Source organism: Streptomyces sp. NPDC060198 (genome assembly GCF_042728415.1).
Taxonomy (GTDB): Bacteria; Actinomycetota; Actinomycetes; order Streptomycetales; family Streptomycetaceae; genus Streptomyces.
This window is the reverse complement of the sequence record NZ_JBHWZJ010000016.1, coordinates 1-19,973: the sequence shown is the minus strand read 5'-3', so window position 1 is coordinate 19,973 and position 19,973 is coordinate 1. Positions and strand designations below refer to the sequence as shown.

Here is a 19,973-nt window from a genome sequence, read left to right as displayed (position 1 = left end):
ACCGCTCCGGCCTCCGGGAACCCCGGAAAACCCCGGGCCCCCGGCCGTCTCAGATCCCCGGGACACCCCGCGGGCCCCCGGGACACCCAGGGCCCCCGCAGTCGGTCTCAGAGCCCGCGGAGCCCCGCGGCCACTCTCAGAGCACGAAGGGCGACGCGCCGCCGTCCGCGACCATCGGACGGCCCGCGCCGTCCCAGGCGAGCATGCCGCCGTCGATGTTCACCGCATCGATGCCCCGCTGGACGAGGTACTGCGTCACCTGCGCGGAACGCCCGCCGACGCGGCACATCACGTGCACGCGACGGCCGTCCTCGGCCGCCTCCGTCAGCTCACCGAAGCGGCCGACGAAATCGCTCATCGGGATGTGCAGGGCGCTCTCGACATGACCGGCCGCCCACTCGTCGTTCTCACGGACGTCGAGCACGAAGCCGTCCGACGGCACCGCAGCGACATCCACCGAGGGCAGCGGGGCGAAGTTCATGGGTCATGCCTTCTCTCGTACATACGGGACACCGTCTGTCGAAACGCTACTGCACCAGCTCCGCGAGCTCTGCTTCCCGCCGGGACACCTCGCCCAGCAACTGGTCGGCGATGTCCACCAGCAGCTGGTCCGGGTCGTCCGGCGCCATCCGCAGCATCGAGCCGATGGCGCTCTGCTCCAGCTCCTGCGCCAGCACCGTCAGCAGCTCCTTGCGACGGCTGAGCCACTCCAGCCGGGCGTAGAGCTCCTCGCTCTCGCTGAGCAGCACCGGCGGCAGCACCGGATCCGCCGCCCACTCGGCGGCGAGTTCCTTGAGCAACGACACGTCGCCGCGTCCGTACGCCGCGTTGACCCGGGCGATGAACTCGTCCCGCCGCTGCCGGTCGGCCTCGTCCCGCGCCAGATCGGGGTGGGCCTTGCGAGCCAGCTCACGGTAGAGCTTGCGGGCCTCGTCACTGGGCCGCACCCGCTTCGGCGGCCGGACCGACTGCTCGGTGAGCATGGCGACGGCCTCGGGGTAGAGCCCCTCCGAGTCCATCCAGCCGTGGAACAGCTCGTCCACCCCCGGCATCGGCATGACCGCGGCACGCGCCTCCCGTGCCTTGCGGGCGTCCTCCGGGTCGCCGCTCCTGGCTGCCGTGGCCTCCGCGATCAGGGCGTCCAGCTCGTCGAGACGGGCGTACATCGGGCCGAGCTTCTGGTGGTGCAACCGGGAGAAGTTCTCCACCTCGACCCGGAAGGTCTCCACCGCGATCTCGAACTCGATCAGCGCCTGTTCGGCCGCTTGCACGGCCCTGGCGAGCCGCGCCTCCGGCCGTGCGTCGGCCTGGTCCGCGCCGGACACCGCGTCCTCGTCCGCCGGCTTCTCGCCCGACGGCTCCTCGTCCACCGCGGAAGACCCCGCGTCCTCGGCCGAGGGGGCTCGGCCTTTCGTTCCCGGCGCCGTCGCGTCCGCGGTGGGCTCGGCGTCCCGGGGCCGGTCCCCGCTCGTACTCTCCAGGTCCTCTACCGGGTCGGGGTTCTGCCGGTCATCGTCGTTCCGGGAGGTGTCCACCCCGGCGGCTTCGTCGGTCACCCGTCCAGCGTATGGCCCCGCCGAGGCCGCCGAAGACCCGGCGGAGGTCGCCACCTGCGCTCAGACCCCCAGCTCCGCGGCTATCCGTCCGGACTTGATGGCCTTGAGCAGTTCGGAGTGGTCCGCCTCGGTCCGGTCCGCGTACGTCACGGCGAAATCGGCCACCGCCTCCTCCAACTCGTCGTTCTTCCCGCAGTACGCGGCGAGGAGACGCGGATCGGCGCTGTGCGCGTGGGCCCGTGCGAGCAGGGCACCGGTCATCCGCGCGTAGTCGTCCACCTCGGCCGGGGCCAGAGCCGCCGGATCGACGCTTCCCTTGCGGTTCCTGAACTGCCGCACCTGGTAGGGCCGGCCCTCGACCTCGGCCCAGCCGAGCAGATGGTCGCTGACGACCTGCATCCGCTTCTGCCCGAGCACCACCCGGCGGCCCTCGTGCTCCACCACGGGCACATCGAATCCGACGGCGGGCAGATGGGGCGTCAGCGCGGACGGCCGGGCCTCCTTCACCTGGAGCACCAGCGACTCCCTCCGGTGGTCGAGCAGAAGCACCACGTACGAACGGGTCCCCACGCTTCCCGTCCCCACCACCCGGAACGCCACGTCGTGGATCGCGTGGCGGGCGAGCAGCGGTATCCGGTCCTCCGGAAGCGTCTCCAGATAGCCGCCCAGCCCCGCCGCGACGGCCGCCGCCTCCGCGTCCGGCACCCGGCGCAGCACCGGCAGGGCATCCACGAACCGGCGCCCGCCGTCCTCCGACTCCTCCGTGGAACGGGCGGCGAACCGGGCGCTCGTGTTCTTCCGGGCCTTCTCCGAGACCCGCTCCAGCGTCCCGAGGAGATCACGCGCGTCCGCGTGCGAGACGAGCGCCTCGTCCGCGATGGCATTCCATGCGTCGAGCGCGGACAGCCGGGCGAGCAGCCTCATCGTCCGCCGGTACGCGCCCACCGCGTCGTACGCGCCCTTGCGGCAGGTGTCCTCGTCGGCGCCGGCCACCCGGCCGGCGAGCACGAAGGAGACCGCCAGCCGCTTGAGGTCCCACTCCCAGGGGCCGAAAACCGTCTCGTCGAAGTCATTGAGGTCGATGACGAGATTTCCCCGCGCGTCCCCGTACAGACCGAAGTTGGCCGCGTGCGCGTCGCCGCAGAGCTGCGCGCCCACACCGGTGACGGGCGTCCCCGTGAGGTCGTGGGCCATGAGCCCCGCCGCTCCGCGCAGGAACGCGAAAGGGGTGGCGGCCATCCGCCCCACCCGTATCGGAGTCAGACCCGGCACCCGGCCCTGGTTCGACTCCTCGACCGCCCGCACCGCGTCCGGCCGCCCCGCCGGAAGGACCAGCGACGCGTGGGAGGCTCGCGGCACCCGCTCGCGCAGGGCCCGGCCTGCCGCCTTGCGCGAGGACTCCTCCGTCCGCCGCGCGAACCCCGCGACCACCGGAATCCGCGTCCCCGGCACCGGAACCCCCGGAGCCGGAACCCCCGCCACCCAACCCTCCACAGTCACGGCCACCACATCCGAGCCGACGGACACCCGGGCACCGGTCACGCTCGCGTCCGACGAGCCGACCAGACCCGACAGGCCCAGTACATCGGTCCCCGCATCGGTCCCCCTCATGGAATACCGCCTCCCCCGCCCATCAACTGCCCTGTTCGTCCTCAACAGGCCATGACCGTACCGCCGTTCGTCCGGGGCCGTCGGCCCCTGTGGACAACTACCGCCCCAGCCTGTGGACAAGTCCCTGAACAGGCCAAAGAGCGAGTAAAACCGTGACGGCGCGAGAGGCCCCAGACCGCGGGCGGGCGGCGGGGCACGAGTCCGGCCGGGAGGCGCCTGGGCTCAAGGCGACACGGTGGACGCGCAGAACGACGGGCCCGGGACGGACGCCACCGCGCAGGACCACATCGTGCGGAACGACACCTCACGCGGCGACCAGCCATCGCCGCGTGCGCATGGGGCGACCATGTTTCACGTGAAACAGGGCACAGCACCCGAACCCGACCGGGATCGCTCCGGCCCACCGGCCACCCCGGCCGAAGACACGGGTACAACGAAGAACCCCCGTACCGGATCTCTCCGGTACGGGGGTTCTGTCGAATCCAACCCAGCAGCCGTTTCCAGCTACTCGTTGTGCGCGAGGGGGGATTTGAACCCCCACGTCCCTAAGGACACTGGCACCTGAAGCCAGCGCGTCTGCCGTTCCGCCACTCGCGCAAAGTGGTGTCCAGTTCCTCTCACCGTTTCGGTGCTTCTCCCTGGCGACAACGGAAGATTAGCACGCTGAGCGGGGAGGATTCACATCCGTTGTTTCGAGGACTCCGGAGCGGGAAGCGGGAACGCGGAACCATCTCCCCACTCCCGCCGGGAGCACCTCGTGTGCGGGACACTGTCATGTGGCCACCTCTACGATCCGTGTGAGAGGGGACACTCATCCACCGGGCAGACAAGGGGAACCAGCCGTTTTCCCCGGGCGTGGATACGATCAGTAAGCAGTACAGGGACGATGACACCGGAGGAGGTGCCCCATGGGAGTCATGAAGCGTTTCGAGCAGCGGCTCGAAGGTCTGGTCAACGGCACCTTCGCCAAGGTCTTCAAGTCCGAGGTCCAGCCGGTCGAGATCGCGGGTGCGCTCCAGCGCGAGTGCGACAACAACGCGACGATCTGGAACCGCGAGCGGACGGTCGTCCCCAACGACTTCATCGTGGAGCTGAGCGCTCCCGACTACGAGCGGCTCAGCCCCTACTCCGGACAGCTCGGCGACGAGCTGTCCGGGCTCGTACGGGACTACGCGAAGCAGCAGCGCTACACCTTCATGGGACCGATCAAGGTCCACCTGGAAAAGGCGGAGGACCTGGACACGGGCCTCTACCGCGTGCGCAGCCGCACCCTCGCTTCGAGCACCTCGCAGCAGGAGCCCGCCGCACCGCAGGGCAGGCCCGACCAGCCCTACGGCGCCCAGCGCCCGGCACCGGGCCACCAGCCCCCCGGCGGTTACGGCTACCCGCCCGCCGCCGCTCCTCCGATGCCCGCGGCCCCGCCGCCGGGCGGCGGACGACCTGCCGGCCCCTCGAACGACCGGCGCCGCCCCCCCGTGCCCTCCGGCCCTCTGCCGGAGACGCAGGTCAGGCGCTGGATCGAGATCAACGGCACCCGCCATCAGATCTCCCGCCCGACGCTGGTGCTGGGACGCAGCACCGAAGCCGACGTGCGGATCGACGACCCCGGCGTATCGCGCCGGCACTGTGAGATCCGGACCGGAACGCCCTCGACGATCCAGGATCTCGGGTCCACCAACGGCATCGTGGTGGACGGGCAGCACACCACCCGCGCTACGCTCCGCGACGGCTCGCGGATCGTCGTGGGCAACACCACCATCGTTTACCGGCAAGCCGAAGGGTGAAGCGGGGGCAATGTCAGAGCTGACCCTGACGGTCATGCGGCTAGGTTTCCTGGCCGTTCTGTGGCTGTTCGTGATCGTGGCCGTACAGGTCATCCGCAGCGATCTGTTCGGAACGCGCGTCACCCAGCGCGGCTCACGCCGTACGGGTACCGAGACGCGTCCGCAGCAGGCCCGCCAACAAGCGGCGGCACCACCGCAGCAACGCCAGCAGCCGGCGCGTCAGCGCCGCGGCGCACCGACCAAACTGGTCGTCTCCGAAGGCTCCCTCACGGGCACCACGGTCGCGCTCCAGGGCCAGACCATCACGCTGGGCCGGGCCCACGATTCAACGATCGTGCTGGACGACGACTACGCGTCCAGTCGGCATGCCAGGATCTACCCCGACCGGGACGGCCAGTGGATCGTCGAGGATCTCGGGTCCACCAACGGCACGTATCTCGACCGGACCCGTCTCACCACCCCGACGCCTGTTCCGCTGGGTGCGCCGATCCGTATCGGCAAGACCGTCATCGAGCTGCGGAAGTAGTACGACAATGAGCGAGCGGAGCGAGCGAGCCGCGGCGGTCCTGACGAAGGACTCGGCCCGGTTCCCGACCGGAGGGTGGGCAGTGTGGCTCGACAAGACCGGCTGTACCCCGAACCGACGGGCGAGGTGCGCATGAGTCTTTCCTTGCGTTTCGCCGCCGGATCGCACAAGGGCATGATCCGGGAGGGGAACGAGGACTCCGGCTACGCCGGTCCCCGGCTCCTCGCGATCGCCGACGGCATGGGCGGCCAGGCCGCAGGTGAGGTCGCCAGCTCCGAGGTGATCTCCACGCTCGTCCAGCTCGACGACGACGTGCCCGGCTCGGACATCCTCACCTCGCTCGGCACCGCCGTGCAGCGGGCCAACGACCAGCTTCGCGTCATGGTCGAGGAGGACCCCCAGCTGGAGGGCATGGGCACCACGCTCACCGCCCTGCTCTGGACGGGCCAGCGCCTCGGCCTGGTGCACGTCGGCGACTCCCGCGCGTACCTGCTGCGCGACGGCCTCCTCACGCAGATCACCCAGGACCACACCTGGGTGCAGCGTCTGGTGGACGAGGGCCGGATCACCGAGGAGGAGGCCACCACCCACCCGCAGCGCTCCCTGCTGATGCGGGCCCTGGGCAGTGGCGACCACGTCGAACCCGACCTCTCCATCCGGGAGGTCCGGGCCGGCGACCGCTACCTCATCTGCTCCGACGGCCTCTCCGGTGTCGTCTCGCACCAGACGATGGAAGAGACGCTCGCCAGCTACCAGGGCCCCCAGGAGACCATCCAGGAGCTCATCCAGCTCGCCCTGCGCGGCGGCGGACCGGACAACATCACCTGCATCGTCGCCGACGTCCTGGACGCCGACAGCAACGACACCCTGGCCGGTCACCTCAGCGACACCCCGGTGATCGTCGGTGCGGTCGCGGAGAACCAGGCACAGCTCAGCGACGGCGGGGCCATGCAGACCCCGGCCGGACGCGCGGCCGGCCTCGGACGTCCCGTGCCGCCCCCCGCCGGAGGCTTCGGCCCTCCCGGCAGCGGTTCGGACTCCGGTTACGGCGACGGCCCCCACGGTTCCTTCGACTCGTACACCGAGGACGACTTCGTCAAGCCCGGCGGACGCAGGTGGCTCAAGCGGTCGCTCTACGTCGTGCTCGCCCTGGCGATCGTCGGCGGCGGTGTGTACGGCGGCTACCGCTGGACGCAGACGCAGTACTACGTGGGCGCGAAGAACGACAACGTCGCCCTGTTCCAGGGCATCAGCCAGGACCTCGGCTGGATCTCGCTCTCGAAGGTCGAGAAGGACCACCCGGAGATCGAACTCAAGTACCTGCCGCCGTACCAGCGCAAGCAGGTCGAGGAGACGATCGCCGAGGGCAACCTGGCCGACGCCCGCGAGAAGGTCGACCAGTTGTCGCTCCAGGCGACCGCCTGCAAGAAGGACGCTCAGCGCCGAGCGGCCGAGAAGCAGGCCGCCGAGGCAGCCGCTTCTGCCGACAAGACCTCCACGACGGCCTCCGACAAGGAGACCGCCAAGGAGACGAAGCCGACCGCAGCGACCCCCACTCCCGGCCCCAGCCTCTCGGAGGAAGAGCAGAAGCTGGTCCCGCAGTGCGGTAAGCAGTAAGGCCGTAGGGGGCCCACAGCACCATGAGCGTTGTCACCAACACGACCACCATCGGCGCGATCGACGCACCGAGCCGCCGCAACACCGAACTGATCATGATGGTCTTCGCCATCGCCATCTCGGTGTTCGCGTACGCCAACGTCGGTCTCGCCATCGACGGCAAGCTGCCTTCCGGCATGCTCGGCTACGGCGCCGGGCTCATCCTGCTCGGCGGCGTGGCCCACCTCGTGGTGCGCAAGTTCGCGCCGTACGCCGACCCGCTGCTGCTGCCGCTGGCCACGCTGCTCAACGGACTGGGTCTGGTGCTGATCTGGCGTCTCGACCAGTCGCAGCGTCTGATCCAGGACGCGGCGCGACGGGGGTACACCTACAGCCCGGACGCGCCCAAGCAGCTGCTGTACTCGGCGATCGGCGTCGCCTTCTTCGTCGCCGTGCTGATGGTCCTCAAGGACCACCGCGTCCTCCAGCGCTACACGTACATCTCCATGGTCGTGGCCCTGGTCCTGCTGATCTCCCCGATCTTCTTCCCCGAGGTGAACGGCGCGAAGATCTGGATCAGCCTGGGTCCGTTCTCCATCCAGCCCGGAGAGTTCGCGAAGATCTTCATCGCGATCTTCTTCTCCGGCTATCTCATGGTGAAGCGCGACGCGCTGGCCCTGGCGAGCCGACGCTTCATGGGGATGTACCTGCCCCGCGGCCGTGACCTCGGCCCGATCCTGACGATCTGGGCGCTGTCGATCCTGATCCTCGTCTTCGAGACCGACCTCGGCACCTCGCTGCTCTTCTTCGGCCTCTTCATCGTCATGCTCTACGTGGCGACCGAGCGGACCAGCTGGATCGTCTTCGGTCTGCTGATGTCCGGGGCGGGCGCGGTCGGCGTCGCGACCTTCGAGCCGCACGTCCAGCAGCGCGTGGACGCGTGGCTGGACCCCTTCAAGGGATTCGGCCAGGGCGGCAGCGGCGCGAGCGAGCAGATCGCCCAGTCCCTGATGTCGTTCGGTTCCGGCGGCACCCTCGGCTCCGGCCTCGGCCAGGGCCACTCGGACCTGATCATGTTCGCCGCCAACGCCGACTTCATCCTCTCCACCGTCGGCGAGGAGCTGGGACTGGCCGGAATGATGGCGGTCCTGCTGGTCTACGGCCTGATCGTCGAGCGCGGTATCCGTACCGCCCTCGCCGCCCGCGACCCGTTCGGCAAGCTCCTGGCGGTCGGTCTCTCCGGCGCCTTCGCCATCCAGGTCTTCGTCGTCGCCGGCGGTGTGATGGGCCTCATCCCGCTCAGCGGTATGACGATGCCGTTCCTGGCGTACGGCGGTTCGTCCGTGCTCGCCAACTGGGCGCTAATCGCGATCCTCATCCGGATCAGCGACACCGCGCGCCGCCCGGCGCCCGCCCCCGCCCCCTCGCCCGACGCCGAGATGACTCAGGTGGTCCGTCCGTGAACAAGCCCCTGCGCAGGATCGCGATCTTCTGCGGGGTCCTGATCCTGGCCCTGCTGGTCCGCACGAACTACCTGCAGTACGTCCGCGCCGACGAGCTGAACTCGCGCGAGGAGAACCGTCGCGTCCGGATCGAGCGGTACGCCCACGAGCGCGGCGACATCATCGTCGACGGCAAGGCCGTCACGGGCTCGGTCGAGACGAACGGCAGCGACTTCAAGTACAAGCGGGTCTGGAAGGACGGGCCCATGTGGGCCCCCGTCACCGGCTTCTCCTCGCAGGCGTTCGACTCCACCCAGCTGGAGAACCTCGAGGACGGCATCCTCACGGGCAACGACGACCAGCTCTTCTTCAACCGCACCCTGTCGATGTTCACCGGCGACGAGAAGAAGGGCGGCAACGTCGTCACCACCCTCAACGGCGCCGCGCAGAAGGCCGCCTTCGAGGGACTCGGCAACCAGAAGGGCGCGGCCGTCGCGCTCGACCCGCAGACCGGCGCCATCCTGGCCCTGGCCAGCACGCCGTCCTACGACCCGTCGGTGTTCGCCGGCAACTCCGACAAGGACTCCGCAGCCCGCGCGAAGCTCCTCGCGGACAAGGACCAGCCGATGCTCAACCGGGCGCTGCGCGAGACCTACCCGCCGGGTTCGACGTTCAAGGTCGTCACGGCGGCCGCCGCCCTGGAGAACGGCCTCTACGACAGCATCGACGATACGACCAAGTCGCCGCTCCCGTACAACATCCCCCTCACCAAGCTCCCGCTCAACAACGAGGGCAACATCCCCTGCGAGAACGCCTCGCTCCGGGAAGCCCTGCGCTGGTCCTGCAACACCGTCTTCGGCAAGATCAGCGCCGACCTCGGCAACAAGAAGATGATCGAAGAAGCCAACAAATTCGGCTTCAACGACGAGATCTTCACCCCGGTCCGCGCCGACAAGAGCGTCTACCCCGAGGACAACCCGTCGCAGAACGCCATGGCGGGCATCGGCCAGGCGTCCAACCGCGCCACCCCGCTCCAGATGGCCATGGTGGCCTCGACCATCGCCAACGACGGCAAGCTCATGCAGCCGTACATGGTCGCCGCGCGGCAGGCGCCGAACACGGACACCATCTACACGGCCGAGCCGAAGGAGATGAGCCAGCCCCTCTCCGCCGCCAACGCCCAGAAGATCCAGCAGATGATGGAGACCGTCGTCGAGCAGGGCACGGGAACCAACGCCAGGATCGACGGCGTCACCGTCGGCGGCAAGACCGGCACGGCCGAGAACGGCGTGAACAACAGCAAGAAGCCGTACGCCTGGTTCATCTCGTACGCGAAGACCGACAAGGGATCCCCGGTCGCCGTCGCGGTCGTGGTCGCCGACAGCAAGGCCAACCGCGACAACATCTCCGGTGGTGGCCTGGCCGCCCCGATCGCGAGGGCCATCATGAAGGCGGTCATCGACAGCAAGTAGCAGGGCCTGACGCCTGACCGTCATACCGGACATCGGGATACCGGTCGGATATCGGCTGACGGGTGCGGGCCGAACGCGTCGCGTGTGCCCGGTAGCGTATGCGCGGACAGCGCACCGCCGGACCACACACGGGTGCGGTCGGGACTGACGGAGAGGGCTGGAACAGTGATGGAAGAGCCGCGTCGCCTCGGCGGCCGGTACGAACTGGGCTCGGTGCTCGGCCGTGGTGGCATGGCCGAGGTCTACCTCGCGCACGACACCCGGCTCGGCCGCACCGTAGCCGTGAAGACGCTCCGGGCCGACCTGGCCCGCGATCCGTCCTTCCAGGCCCGGTTCCGCCGTGAGGCCCAGTCTGCCGCCTCGCTCAACCACCCCGCGATCGTCGCCGTCTACGACACCGGTGAGGACTACGTGGACGGGGTCTCGATCCCGTACATCGTGATGGAGTACGTCGACGGCTCGACGCTCCGGGAGCTCCTGCACTCCGGCCGCAGACTGCTGCCCGAGCGCACCCTGGAGATGACGGTCGGCATCCTCCAGGCGCTGGAGTACTCGCACCGCGCCCAGATCGTGCACCGCGACATCAAGCCGGCCAACGTCATGCTGACGCGCACCGGCCAGGTCAAGGTCATGGACTTCGGCATCGCCCGTGCGATGGGTGACTCCGGCATGACGATGACGCAGACCGCCGCGGTCATCGGCACCGCCCAGTACCTCTCCCCGGAGCAGGCGAAGGGCGAGCAGGTCGACGCCCGCTCCGACCTGTACTCCACCGGCTGCCTGCTGTACGAGCTGCTCGCGGTCCGGCCGCCCTTCATCGGGGACTCGCCCGTAGCGGTGGCCTACCAGCACGTCCGTGAGGAACCGCAGCCGCCGAGCAACTTCGACCCCGAGATCACGCCCGAGATGGACGCGATCGTGCTGAAGGCGCTCACCAAGGACCCCGACTACCGCTACCAGTCCGCCGACGAGATGCGCGCCGACATCGAGGCCTGCCTCGACGGCCGCCCCGTCGCCGCGGCGGCCGCCATGGGTGCGGCCGGTTACGGGGGCTACGGCGGTTACGACGGCGGCTACGGAGGCGACCAGCCCACCACCGCCCTGCGTGCCGCGGACAACGGCGGCGGCCCGCAGACGTCGATGATGCCGCCGCTCAACCCCGACGACGGCGGCTACGGCTACGACGACCGCCCCGGCCGGCGGCGCCAGAAGAAGAACAACACCTCGACGATCCTCCTCGTCGTCGCGGGCGTGCTCGTACTGATCGGAGCCATCCTGATCGGCCGCGCCGTCTTCAGCGAGAAGGAGGAAGCCGGCACCGTCCCGGTACCGAACATGGTCGGATCGACGGTCGCGGAGGCCCAACGGCTCGCCACCAACTCCGATCTGGTCCTCAAGGTCGGCGAGGAGAAGCCGTGCGAGGACCAGGAGAAGGGCAAGATCTGCGACCAGGACCCCTCCGGCGGTGACATCGAGAAGAACGCGACCGTCACGGTCCACGTCTCCTCCGGTGCGCCCAAGGTCGAGGTCCCGGACGTGACCGAGAAGTCCAAGGACAGCGCCCGCAAGCAGCTGGAAGAGAAGGGCTTCACCGTCAAGGTGGAGAGCGAGCAGTCCGACGCGACCCCGGGCACGGTCACCAAGCAGAGTCCGGAAGGCGGGTCCGAGGCCGAGAAGGACTCCGAGGTGACGATCACCGTCGCCGAGGAGAAGCTCATCACCATGCCGGATCTCTCGACGTCCGGCCGCACCTTCGAACAGGCGCAGGCCCAGCTGGTCGCCCTCGAGTTCACGAGCATCTCGCGGACCGATGTCGACTCGACGTCTCCGGCGGGCACCGTGGTCGGGCAGACCCCGGAGGCCAACACCCAGCAGGCCAAGGACGTCCAGATCGTGCTGAAGGTCTCCAAGGGACCGCCGCAGCCCGAGCAGGTGGCCGTCCCGAACCTGGCCGGGCAGACTCTCGGCGACGCGAAGAACCTGCTCGCCCAGAGCGGCCTCGTCCTCGGCAGCGTCGACGGCTCGTCCGACGACAACGCCCGCATCCTCAGCTCCGACCCGCAGACCAACCAGCAGGTCGCCAAGGGCAGCGCGGTCAACGTGAAGACCGTGGGCGGCGGCGGGGACGGCCTCTTCGGCAACATGGGGCACTGACCCCCGCCACGCGAATGGGCCCGGACCACCTGAGGCGGTCCGGGCCCATTCGTATGTTCTACGGGTGATAAGCCGGAGCGACGGCTACTGCGCGTCCCGTGCGAGGCGGTGCGCGCCCGATACCGCGCGTCCGACGCGGCGGGCGGTCAGCGCAGCTCGGCCGGGAGCGTGCGGTCGCTGTCGACCTTCTCCGTGCGCACCAGCTCGCCCCACACGACGTAGCGGTACTTCGAGGTGTAGACGGGCGTGCAGGTCGTCAGGGTGATGTAGTGGCCGGGTTTGGTCACTCCGGCCTCCTTCGGCACCTGCTGAAGGACGTCCACGTTGTACTTCGTGGTCTCCGGGAGCGTCTTGAAGACCTTGTAGACGTACCAGGTGTCCTTGGTCTCGAAGACGATCGCGTCACCGTCGTGCAGCTTGTCGATGTTGTGGAACTTCGCGCCGTGACCGTCCCGGTGCGCCGCGAGCGTGAAGTTCCCCGGGTCGTCCGAGGGGAGCGCAGCCGGAAGGGGATCGGTGTAGTAGCCGGCGACACCGTCGTTGAGTACCGAGGTCTCGGTGCCCTTCTTGACCAGCACCTCGCCGTTCTTCATGGCGGGCACGTGCAGGAAGCCGATGCCGCCCTCGGTGTTCAGGTCGCCCGGTCCGCCGTCCGCCGTCCAGCCGTCGCGGACGGCGTTGCTCTGCTTGTCGGCCTCGTGGTCGGCCACCACGTTGGTCCACCACAGCGAGTACGCCACGAAGAGGCCGAGCACCAGCCCCGCGGTGATGAGGAGTTCACCGAAGACGCTGACGATCGCCGCCACCGGATGACGCCCGGACGGCTCCGTCGCGGGAGTGGGCGCGGGTTCGTCGGCCCGCGCCTCGTACTCGGTCCTCGTCGCCACCGCAACCGTCCCTTGTCATGGGGTTGTCCGTCGCCGGGACGTTCCGCCCCCGAGCGCACTGTCGTCAGTCCAGGAGGGCGTCGGGCTTGCCCTTGCTCCGAGGCCGCTCGTCGACCATCTTGCCCCAGACGATCAGACGGTAGGTACTGGTGAACTCCGGCGTGCACGTCGTCAGCGTGATGTACCGGCCGGGTGCCGTGAAACCGGACCCCGCGGGCACCGGATCGATCACCGACACATTGGACGGCGAGGTCTGCGCGAGGGTCTTCGTCATCTCGTACGTGTAGTACGCGTCCTGGGTCTCGACCACGACCTTGTCGCCCGGCTTCAGCTTGTTGACGTAACGGAACGGCTCACCATGGGTGTTGCGGTGGCCGGCCAGCGCGAAGTTGCCCCGGGGGTCCGAGGGCATCGCGGTCTTCAGCGCACCCTCGCCGTAGTGGCCGACCATGCCCCGGTCGAGCACCTTCTCCTTGCTGGTGCCCTCCGCGATGGGCGCGACCACGTCGAGTTTCGGGATGTGGATGATCGCGAAGCCCTGGCCGGGCGCGAAGGTCCCGGGATCCCGCTCGCCGGCCGCCCACTGGTCCTGGATCTTGTGGGTCTCCTGCCCCGCGATCCGGTCGGCCCGGACGTTGGTCCACCAGAGCTGGTAGGCGACGAACAGCAGCATCAACACACCGAGCGATATGAAGAGTTCGCCGACGACCCGGCTGACGACCACGGCCGGGCTGTCCTTGGCCGCGCGGGCCGCCCTGCGGGCCTCCACCCGCGACATCGGGCGGGCGGGCTCCGTACCCCCGGGTCCCGCGCCCGGGCCACTCCCCCCGGAGGGAACCGGCTGCTGCGGCGCCCTGCGGCGCCCGCCCGCCTTCGCCGCCCTCCGCCGCTCCGCCCGGCCGCCCGCCGCCGGCACGCCCTCCGGAGCCCCGTCCGCACGGGCGGGGCCCACCGTCCGCAATGCGACGGTCTCGTCATGCGGCGGGAGCCGACCGGGGTCGTCCCCCGGCGGGTCCTGCGTGGGCAGGACGGTGGTCGCCGCCTCGTCCGGGAACGCGCCGGGGAACGACGGGGTGGAGGGGTACCGCGTGCCCGATGACGCTCCGGCGGGCGTGACGCCCGCAGCGGTCGCGGCGCCCGTGCCGGAGCCCGACGTGGTGGGGCCGGCCGGTCCGGACGCGGCCGGCTGCCGCTCCTGCCCGTACCAGTCGCGGCGGTAGCCCTCGGGGTCGTACCACTCGCCGGGTTCGCCGGACGGACCGAGGCCCTCCTGCGGCCCGTAGACGGCCTGTTGGGGGTTCTTGCGCCGATGGGGCCGGACGGGCCGCTGCGGTGGCCGTGGTCCCCCCGTACGGCCCCGCAGGGAGCTCTCCACCACCACGCCCTCGACCACGCGTCCCCCCGCGGGCGGACGTTCGTCCGGCGGGCCGCCCGGTGCGCTCTCCACCGGCCCGTCCCCGGCGTGGCGGGCCCGGGGCGGGGCGTAGCCGCCCGGCAACGGGTCGTTCAACGGGTCCGCCAGCCGGCCCACCGCGTCCTCGAACGAACCGTCCCTCCCGCGTCCGGGCGGGTACTCCTGCCCGGCGTCGTGCTCGGGACGGAGTGGGGTCACGCGACGGCCTTGCCCACCACCGGCGTGAGCCCCGCCGACCTGCCGACCGCGCCCGTGTCGCCGCACCGGACGAGCCAGTTGGCCAGCATCAGATGACCGTGCTCGGTGAGTACCGACTCGGGGTGGAACTGCACTCCCTCGACCGGCAGATCGCGGTGGCGCAGCCCCATGACGATGCCGTCGGCCGTACGCGCGGTGACTTCCAGCGCGGCGGGGAACGCGGAGGGTTCGGCGGCCAGCGAGTGGTAGCGGGTGGCGGTGAAGGGGGACGGCAGGCCCGCGAAGACGCCCTGCCCGTCGTGGAACACCGGCGAGGTCTTGCCGTGCAGCAGCTCGGGCGCCCGGTCCACGACCCCGCCGTACGCCACCGTCATCGCCTGCATGCCGAGACAGACGCCGAAGACCGGAACACCCGTCGACGCGCAGTGGCGCACCATGTCGATGCAGACACCGGCCTGTTCGGGAGCACCGGGGCCGGGCGAGAGCAGGACCCCGTCGAAGCCGTCCTGGGCGTGGGCGGTGGTGACCTCGTCGTTGCGGACCACCTCGCACTCCGCGCCGAGCTGGTAGAGGTACTGCACGAGGTTGAAGACGAAGCTGTCGTAGTTGTCCACGACCAGAATGCGTGCGCTCACTGCCCTGCCTCCGCTCCGGCGCTCTGGCCGTCCACCGTCACGTCACCGAACGGGAGCAGCGGCTCCGCCCAGGGGAAGACGTACTGGAAGAGTGCGTAGACGACTCCCAGGACGAGCACGAGCGAGATGATCCCCCGCACCAGCGCGTTGCCCGGCAGATGGCGCCAGATCCAGCCGTACATGCTGCCCCTCCATTCGGTTCGGGACCAGACTAAAGGTCGCCGGCCCGGACGTGGGGCAGCTGTGGAAAGCCACAGGGTGCCGGCGGAAGGCCGCCCTCCGTCCCGCCCGGGACCGCGGCTATCCGGCGGGCTGGGCGTAGTGGAGGTCGATCGTGCCCGAGTACGCCGGCAGGGTCGCGCCGTCGTCCTCGTCGAGTTTCCAGCCGAGCCCGTACGCCTTCACGTACAGCTGGTAGTTCTGCAGGGCGGTGGAGGCGTCGAGCGCCGCGCGGAGCTTGTCGGGATCGCCCACGGCGGTGACCTTGTACGGAGGCGAGTAGACGCGGCCCTGGAGGATCAGGGTGTTGCCGACGCAGCGGACGGCGCTGGTGGAGATGAGCCGCTGGTCCATGACCTGGATGCCCTGTGCGCCACCGTCCCAGAGCGCGTTGACCACGGCCTGCAGGTCCTGCTGGTGGATCACCAGGTCGTTGGGCTGGGGCTCCGGGTAGCCGGGGTTCGCGGTCGCGTCGGGCGGGGCGTCGTCGAGCGTCACGCTGACCGACTTCCCGGTGATCGCCGTCGTCCCGGCCGATTTCTCCAGCGCCTTGCGCCGGGTGTCCTGGGCCTCGGTGCTGCCGTCGTCGCGCTGGGCGAGCGCGTCGATCTGCGCGCGCACGGCCGCGTTCGATTCGGTCAGCAGCCCGTTCTTGTCGCTCCGCTCACCGATGAGGTCGGAGAGCCTGAGCAGGGAGGAGTCGCTGCGGATGTTGGTGCCCTTGGCCGTATTGGCACTGGTCACGAAAATGAGACCGGCGAGCGCGAAGACGGCAGCGGTGAGCACCCGGACCGGCCACTTCGAGGTGCGCCGGGCCGCCCTTTCGGGAGAGTCCGCGAGATTGCTCAACGTACCCTTATCTCATCAGGCGCCATGGAAGCACTACGCTAACGGACGCCCGGGGGAGGCAGCTTCCCCCCAGCGCCCTCGGGCGCCAGCCAAAGATCACTGCGCGGTCACGCAGCGCATCGACAGGAGCGTTCCTCGTGCCGAAGTCACGTATCCGCAAGAAGGCCGGTTTCACGCCGATCGCGGCGAACCAGGCGACCACCATCAAGCTGGGCAATCGCGGCTGGATCGCTCCGGTGATGCTGGGGCTCTTCCTCATCGGTCTGGCCTGGATCGTCCTGTTCTACGTGACCGACGGCTCGCTCCCCATCGAGGCGCTCCACAACTGGAACATCGTGGTCGGCTTCGGACTCATCGGCGGCGGGTTCGCCGTCTCCACGCAGTGGAAGTAGTCCGCTGAACCGGCTTCCCCCCTGCTCCTGCCGCCCCTTCCCCGCGGCATGCGCGACAACTGCCTGACCCCGAAGGACCGCGTCACCCGAGATACCGGCGGAACCCGTGCGACAGCGGTGTCCGACCGGCCTTCCGGGTGCCCGCCCCTGCCTGCTTCCGGGCCGCGCCCGGAAGTTACCCACAGAGTTATCCACAACCGGGGGAAAAGGTCAGACGATCTGTGGATAACCCACGCCGAAGTTGACGCCAGTGTGACTACAGCCTCCCTCATCGAGGGGGGCTGTAGCGCCTTTCTGGGCCAGAAAGACCCTGTTCAGCGACAGTACGAACACCAGTACCCACTCTCCACTCCCTCACCGTCCCACTCTGTGGATAAGTCCACCTCGGAAGTGGACAGAATCCGTCAGGTAAGCGCTGCGGTTCGAGCAAGAACGATCAGGACCGACGCCACCAAAACCAAGGCACAAGCCCCGAACTGCACCAGATTCCGCCGGGCGGGGGGCGCGTGCACCAGCGCGGCGGCGATGAGCGTTCCGGCGACCAGACCGCCGAGATGGGCCTGCCACGCGACCCCCGGCCGCAGGCTGAAGAGCACGTTCAGCGCGAGGATGACCAAGGCCGGCCGCAGGTCGTAGTTCATCCGCCGCATGAGCACGACGGTGGCGCCCAGAAGACCAAAGACGGCCCCGGAGGCTCCCAGGGAACCCTGGTTCTGCGCGCTCATCCAGTAGGTGACCGCGCTGCCCGCCAGCCCCGACAGCAGATACAGCGCGAGAAAGCGGAGCCGGCCGAGCGCGGCCTCCAGAGGCCCACCCAGCCACCACAGCCCGAGCATGTTGAAGGCGATGTGCAGCAGCTCCTCGTGGAGGAAGACCGAGGTGATCAGGCGGTACCACTGTCCCTCGGCAACCCCCGTCAGGCTGCCGGGGAACGGCTGGGAATCCCAGGCGCGGCCCACCAGCAGCAGGTCCTGGAGCAGCCACGACCTGCCGGTCAGCCACACGGCGGCGAAGACCGCCACATTGATCGCGAGCAGGATCTTCGTGACCAGCCGGGAATCGGCCGCCACCGCGCCGCCGGTGAGCGTACGGGGCCGCGTGGCAGCCGGGTGGTGGCCCGTACCCGCAGCGGTCCGGACGCATTCCGGGCAGTGGAAACCCACGGAGGCACTGATCATGCACTCGGTGCAGATCGGACGCTCGCACCGGGCGCAGCGGATTCCGGTCCCGCGGTCCGGATGGCGGTAGCAGAACCGCGTCGCCCCTCCCTCTTCGGACGGGTCACGGTCTGCCGGCGGCTGCTGGTCCATCGGTACCGACCTCTCGGTCCGTCGCTGCCAGCCCTGTCACTGCCAGTCCTGGTCCGTCATGTAACCGTACGGACCACCGGTCCCGATGATTCCCCGCGCGGAAACCCACCGGGGGACTGACAGGCGATCAGAAGGACCGCAGCCCCACGGCCGGCAGGCCGCCGCTCTGCGGCCCCCGGTCCGGCCGTCCACCGCTCAGCCGTCCGCGGCTCGGCGCCTCACCGTCGCTCTATCAGGACCGATTCCAGTACGACGTCCTGAATAGGCCGGTTCGTCCGCGGGTTCGCCGGGAGCGACGCGATCGCGTCCACGACCTTGCGGCCGGCCGCGCCGGGGACCTCACCGAAGATCGTGTGCTTGCCCGTCAGCCACGCCGTGGGTGAGACGGTCACGAAGAACTGCGAACCGTTCGTCCCCGGTCCGGCGTTGGCCATGGCGAGCAGGTAGGGCCGGGTGAAAGCGAGATCGGGATGGAACTCGTCCGGGAACTCGTACCCCGGCCCCCCGGTGCCGTTGCCCAGTGGATCGCCGCCCTGGATCATGAAGTTCTCCAGGACCCGGTGGAAGACCGTTCCGTCGTAGAGCCGGCCGGCGGACCGGGTGCCCGTCGCCGGGTGGGTCCACTCCCTGGCGCCGGTGGCAAGGTCGACGAAGTTCCGGACCGTCCTGGGAGCGTGGTTCGGCAGAAGCCGGATCTCGATGTCGCCCTGGCTCGTCCTCAGGGTGGCGTACAGCTGCTCGGCCACGGTCTGCCTTCCATCGATCCTCGGTCCACGCGGTGAAACTCCCCGATCCTCGCACGGCGAACTCTCCCTGCGCGGTGGCTGCGGACCGCACTTCTCCCCGTGCCCCGTCCGGGCGCTTCACCAGGACACACCCTGCGGGGCAGACGCCCGTACGGCGCGCCTCCACCTGAACCGTGGCATCGTCGTCCACGCACTCCATGATTCGGATTGACCGCGTTCGCCCCATGACCCGGATGCCCGTCCCGCATGCCGCGCAGAACCCTCGCAGGCATGATTTCGGCATGGGCGGACAGGCGGAGTACCTACCCGCCACCAAGGAGGAGGATCCCGTGACCCGCATCGACAGCGTGCGCGCCGCAACCGACTCGGCGAAGGAAAGCGCGCAGCACGCCGCGGAAGTGGTGGCGCCTTACGCCGACACAGCCAAGATCCAGGCCGCGCACTACGCCAACGAGGCACGCGTGCGCCTCGCACCCAAGGTGTCGGCTGCGGCGCAGCAGGCCCGTGTGCAGTACGTCGCGCATGTCGCGCCGCGCATCGACCAGGCTCTCGCCCACGTGCCCCCGAAGGTCGACGACGCTGCCCGGGGCGCCGCAGTACGGACCCGCAAGGTGGCCAAGAACGCCGCCGGCTACACAGTGCCCCGATTCGAGTACGCGGTGGCCGCGGCCACACCGATCGCCGAGGAGGCCCAAGTCCGCAGCGCAGCGGCTCTGGCAGCGCTGCGCGGTCAGGTGACCGCCAAGGACATCAACCGGCTCGCGAGGAAGAACGCACGCCGGGCGAAGACCGGTCGGTTCGTCAAGGGATTCCTCGTCCTCTCGCTGGTCGCCGGGGGCGCCTGCGCCGCCTGGCGCTGGTGGGACCGGCAGGCCAACCCGGACTGGCTGGTGGAGCCGTCGGAGCCCACCGCGGTCCGTGACGACCAGTCCCCGCTGACCTCGGTCGACGGCACCGACCTGGACCCCGAGGTCAGGGCGAAGCAGGCGGAGGCCGAAGCAGGCGACCCGAACGGGAAGAACCGCGACGACCGTCCCTGAACCGTCCGGCCGGATCCTCCGTGCCGCCCCATGTTTCACGTGAAACGGCGCACCTACCGGTCGCCCTCGCTCCACCGTGGCCGCCTCGTCGAGGGGGGGGGCGGCGCGGGCCCGGGCGCGGCGCGCCCAACACAGGACACAA

At 69.7% G+C, this 19,973-nt stretch carries 18 protein-coding genes and 1 tRNA gene; 8 read left to right on the top strand and 11 right to left on the bottom strand.

Annotated elements, in window-relative coordinates; all coding sequences use genetic code 11:
* Positions 1–136: 136 nt before the first annotated feature.
* The 4 genes from ACFWEP_RS04375 to ACFWEP_RS04360 all read right to left on the bottom strand — a co-directional run bounded on the left by ACFWEP_RS04375 (position 137) and on the right by ACFWEP_RS04360 (position 3,764).
* Positions 137–481, bottom strand: a complete 345-nt coding sequence (locus ACFWEP_RS04375; RefSeq protein WP_328720537.1) for a rhodanese-like domain-containing protein — start codon at positions 479–481, stop codon at positions 137–139.
* A gap of 46 nt (positions 482–527) precedes the next feature.
* The gene (locus ACFWEP_RS04370; RefSeq protein ID WP_387365354.1) at positions 528–1,556 is read right to left on the bottom strand and encodes a hypothetical protein; all 1,029 of its coding nucleotides are present in this window, start codon (positions 1,554–1,556) and stop codon (positions 528–530) included.
* Positions 1,557–1,616: 60 nt separating this feature from the next.
* The gene (locus ACFWEP_RS04365; RefSeq protein ID WP_387365351.1) at positions 1,617–3,167 is read right to left on the bottom strand and encodes a DUF2252 domain-containing protein; all 1,551 of its coding nucleotides are present in this window, start codon (positions 3,165–3,167) and stop codon (positions 1,617–1,619) included.
* A 514-nt stretch (positions 3,168–3,681) separates the two neighbouring features.
* A tRNA-Leu gene (locus ACFWEP_RS04360) sits at positions 3,682–3,764 on the bottom strand.
* A gap of 311 nt (positions 3,765–4,075) precedes the next feature.
* Here ACFWEP_RS04360 and ACFWEP_RS04355 point away from each other — a divergent pair.
* From ACFWEP_RS04355 to pknB, 6 genes are all read left to right on the top strand, one after another.
* Positions 4,076–4,951, top strand: a complete 876-nt coding sequence (locus tag ACFWEP_RS04355; RefSeq protein ID WP_387365348.1) for an FhaA domain-containing protein — start codon at positions 4,076–4,078, stop codon at positions 4,949–4,951.
* 10 nt (positions 4,952–4,961) lie between these two features.
* Positions 4,962–5,477: an FHA domain-containing protein gene (locus ACFWEP_RS04350; RefSeq protein ID WP_266706652.1), complete on the top strand. Its 516-nt coding sequence runs from the start codon at positions 4,962–4,964 to the stop codon at positions 5,475–5,477.
* 132 nt (positions 5,478–5,609) lie between these two features.
* Positions 5,610–7,094 (top strand): Stp1/IreP family PP2C-type Ser/Thr phosphatase, encoded by a 1,485-nt coding sequence (locus tag ACFWEP_RS04345; protein ID WP_387365344.1) that lies wholly within the window; start codon positions 5,610–5,612, stop codon positions 7,092–7,094.
* Between the two features lie 23 nt (positions 7,095–7,117).
* Positions 7,118–8,536 carry an FtsW/RodA/SpoVE family cell cycle protein gene (locus tag ACFWEP_RS04340; protein WP_387365341.1) on the top strand — a complete coding sequence of 473 codons (1,419 nt, stop codon included), beginning with the start codon at positions 7,118–7,120 and terminating at the stop codon, positions 8,534–8,536.
* Entirely contained in the window at positions 8,533–9,987 is a 1,455-nt protein-coding gene (locus ACFWEP_RS04335; protein ID WP_387365338.1) for a peptidoglycan D,D-transpeptidase FtsI family protein, read from the top strand. The genes ACFWEP_RS04340 and ACFWEP_RS04335 overlap by 4 nt, the downstream gene beginning before the upstream one ends.
* A 168-nt stretch (positions 9,988–10,155) precedes the next feature.
* Positions 10,156–12,141: a Stk1 family PASTA domain-containing Ser/Thr kinase gene (pknB, locus tag ACFWEP_RS04330; protein ID WP_387365335.1), complete on the top strand. Its 1,986-nt coding sequence runs from the start codon at positions 10,156–10,158 to the stop codon at positions 12,139–12,141.
* Between the two features lie 146 nt (positions 12,142–12,287).
* On the opposite strand, the gene ACFWEP_RS04325 is transcribed toward pknB, so the two are convergent.
* The 5 genes from ACFWEP_RS04325 to ACFWEP_RS04305 form a co-directional block, all read right to left on the bottom strand.
* A complete protein-coding gene (locus tag ACFWEP_RS04325) occupies positions 12,288–13,028 on the bottom strand; it encodes a class E sortase (RefSeq protein ID WP_387365332.1) in 741 nt (246 codons plus the stop codon).
* A 64-nt stretch (positions 13,029–13,092) separates the two neighbouring features.
* Positions 13,093–14,640, bottom strand: a complete 1,548-nt coding sequence (locus ACFWEP_RS04320) for a class E sortase (RefSeq protein WP_387365329.1) — start codon at positions 14,638–14,640, stop codon at positions 13,093–13,095.
* The gene (locus tag ACFWEP_RS04315) at positions 14,637–15,275 is read right to left on the bottom strand and encodes an aminodeoxychorismate/anthranilate synthase component II (RefSeq protein WP_387365326.1); all 639 of its coding nucleotides are present in this window, start codon (positions 15,273–15,275) and stop codon (positions 14,637–14,639) included. The genes ACFWEP_RS04320 and ACFWEP_RS04315 overlap by 4 nt, the downstream gene beginning before the upstream one ends.
* The gene (locus ACFWEP_RS04310) at positions 15,272–15,457 is read right to left on the bottom strand and encodes a hypothetical protein (RefSeq protein ID WP_328720549.1); all 186 of its coding nucleotides are present in this window, start codon (positions 15,455–15,457) and stop codon (positions 15,272–15,274) included. The genes ACFWEP_RS04315 and ACFWEP_RS04310 overlap by 4 nt, the downstream gene beginning before the upstream one ends.
* Positions 15,458–15,575: 118 nt before the next feature.
* The gene (locus ACFWEP_RS04305) at positions 15,576–16,343 is read right to left on the bottom strand and encodes a DUF881 domain-containing protein (protein WP_387365319.1); all 768 of its coding nucleotides are present in this window, start codon (positions 16,341–16,343) and stop codon (positions 15,576–15,578) included.
* A gap of 137 nt (positions 16,344–16,480) precedes the next feature.
* Here ACFWEP_RS04305 and crgA point away from each other — a divergent pair, with 137 nt between their 5' ends.
* A complete protein-coding gene (gene crgA / locus ACFWEP_RS04300; RefSeq protein WP_328720551.1) occupies positions 16,481–16,735 on the top strand; it encodes a cell division protein CrgA in 255 nt (84 codons plus the stop codon).
* A gap of 404 nt (positions 16,736–17,139) precedes the next feature.
* Here crgA and ACFWEP_RS04295 read toward each other — a convergent pair whose 3' ends face one another.
* Positions 17,140–18,045 carry a rhomboid family intramembrane serine protease gene (locus ACFWEP_RS04295; RefSeq protein WP_387365316.1) on the bottom strand — a complete coding sequence of 302 codons (906 nt, stop codon included), beginning with the start codon at positions 18,043–18,045 and terminating at the stop codon, positions 17,140–17,142.
* Positions 18,046–18,263: 218 nt separating this feature from the next.
* Positions 18,264–18,791 carry a peptidylprolyl isomerase gene (locus tag ACFWEP_RS04290; RefSeq protein ID WP_387365313.1) on the bottom strand — a complete coding sequence of 176 codons (528 nt, stop codon included), beginning with the start codon at positions 18,789–18,791 and terminating at the stop codon, positions 18,264–18,266.
* A gap of 329 nt (positions 18,792–19,120) precedes the next feature.
* Here ACFWEP_RS04290 and ACFWEP_RS04285 point away from each other — a divergent pair, with 329 nt between their 5' ends.
* A complete protein-coding gene (locus ACFWEP_RS04285) occupies positions 19,121–19,831 on the top strand; it encodes a DUF5324 family protein (RefSeq protein ID WP_387365414.1) in 711 nt (236 codons plus the stop codon).
* Positions 19,832–19,973: the final 142 nt, after the last annotated feature.

What these genes read in the sequence shown, in the direction of transcription:
- pknB (WP_387365335.1), top strand. Translation starts at nt 10,156, where the DNA reads ATGGAAGAGCCGCGTCGCCTCGGCGGCCGGTACGAACTGGGCTCGGTG.
- ACFWEP_RS04295 (WP_387365316.1), bottom strand. Translation starts at nt 18,045, where the DNA reads ATGGACCAGCAGCCGCCGGCAGACCGTGACCCGTCCGAAGAGGGAGGG.
- ACFWEP_RS04340 (WP_387365341.1), top strand. Translation starts at nt 7,118, where the DNA reads ATGAGCGTTGTCACCAACACGACCACCATCGGCGCGATCGACGCACCG.
- ACFWEP_RS04365 (WP_387365351.1), bottom strand. Translation starts at nt 3,167, where the DNA reads ATGAGGGGGACCGATGCGGGGACCGATGTACTGGGCCTGTCGGGTCTG.
- ACFWEP_RS04375 (WP_328720537.1), bottom strand. Translation starts at nt 481, where the DNA reads ATGAACTTCGCCCCGCTGCCCTCGGTGGATGTCGCTGCGGTGCCGTCG.
- ACFWEP_RS04310 (WP_328720549.1), bottom strand. Translation starts at nt 15,457, where the DNA reads ATGTACGGCTGGATCTGGCGCCATCTGCCGGGCAACGCGCTGGTGCGG.
- ACFWEP_RS04350 (WP_266706652.1), top strand. Translation starts at nt 4,962, where the DNA reads ATGTCAGAGCTGACCCTGACGGTCATGCGGCTAGGTTTCCTGGCCGTT.
- ACFWEP_RS04355 (WP_387365348.1), top strand. Translation starts at nt 4,076, where the DNA reads ATGGGAGTCATGAAGCGTTTCGAGCAGCGGCTCGAAGGTCTGGTCAAC.
- ACFWEP_RS04345 (WP_387365344.1), top strand. Translation starts at nt 5,610, where the DNA reads ATGAGTCTTTCCTTGCGTTTCGCCGCCGGATCGCACAAGGGCATGATC.